General features: G+C 44.4%; 1 protein-coding gene. It reads left to right on the forward strand.

All coding sequences use genetic code 11. The features are described from left to right. Positions 1–56: 56 nt before the first annotated feature. Positions 57–615 (forward strand): NAD(P)H-binding protein (locus R8N47_RS26435; RefSeq protein WP_318186260.1); only part of this gene is annotated, 559 nt, incomplete at its 3' end.

Below are 615 nucleotides of genomic sequence, written 5' to 3' on the forward strand. Positions count from 1 at the left end.
GTGTTGGCATAAGCTACTAATGCCTAAGCACTTGTTCTCTAAAGAGGAAGCATACAATGACAAACGATGTTAACACTTGCGTAATCATCGCTGGCGCAACTGGGTTAGTCGGCAGCAAAGTGGTCGAAAACCTCATTGCTCAGTCAGGTATTTCTCATTTGTACTCCCTCTCCAGACGCCCACTTAAAGACATTTATGACCCAACAAACAAGATCATTCCAATCATTGATGCAGAGCTCACTATTCATCAATGGAATGAAAATCAAACAACGCCCGATATAGGTTTCATTTGTTTGGGCACGACTCTCAAGCAAGCAGGCAGTAAAGAAAACCTACGTAAAGTCGATGTCGAACTGGTCACTTCGGTCGCACAGCAAATGAAAATGGTCGGCGTAAAACGCCTTGCGGTGGTGTCTAGTTTAGGTGCCAACCGTTCCTCTCCTTCTCACTATCTTGCTTGCAAAGGACAAATGGAGCAGAACATTGAAAAAATGGGATTTGATGAAGTGGTGTTTGTGCGTCCAGGCCCTTTAATTGGTGAACGCGATCACCCGCGAAGTGATGAAAAGCTTGTTCAAGCTTTATTCAAAGTCATTCGCCCACTTATGATAGGGA

Source organism: Vibrio sp. 2132-1, assembly GCF_033344315.1.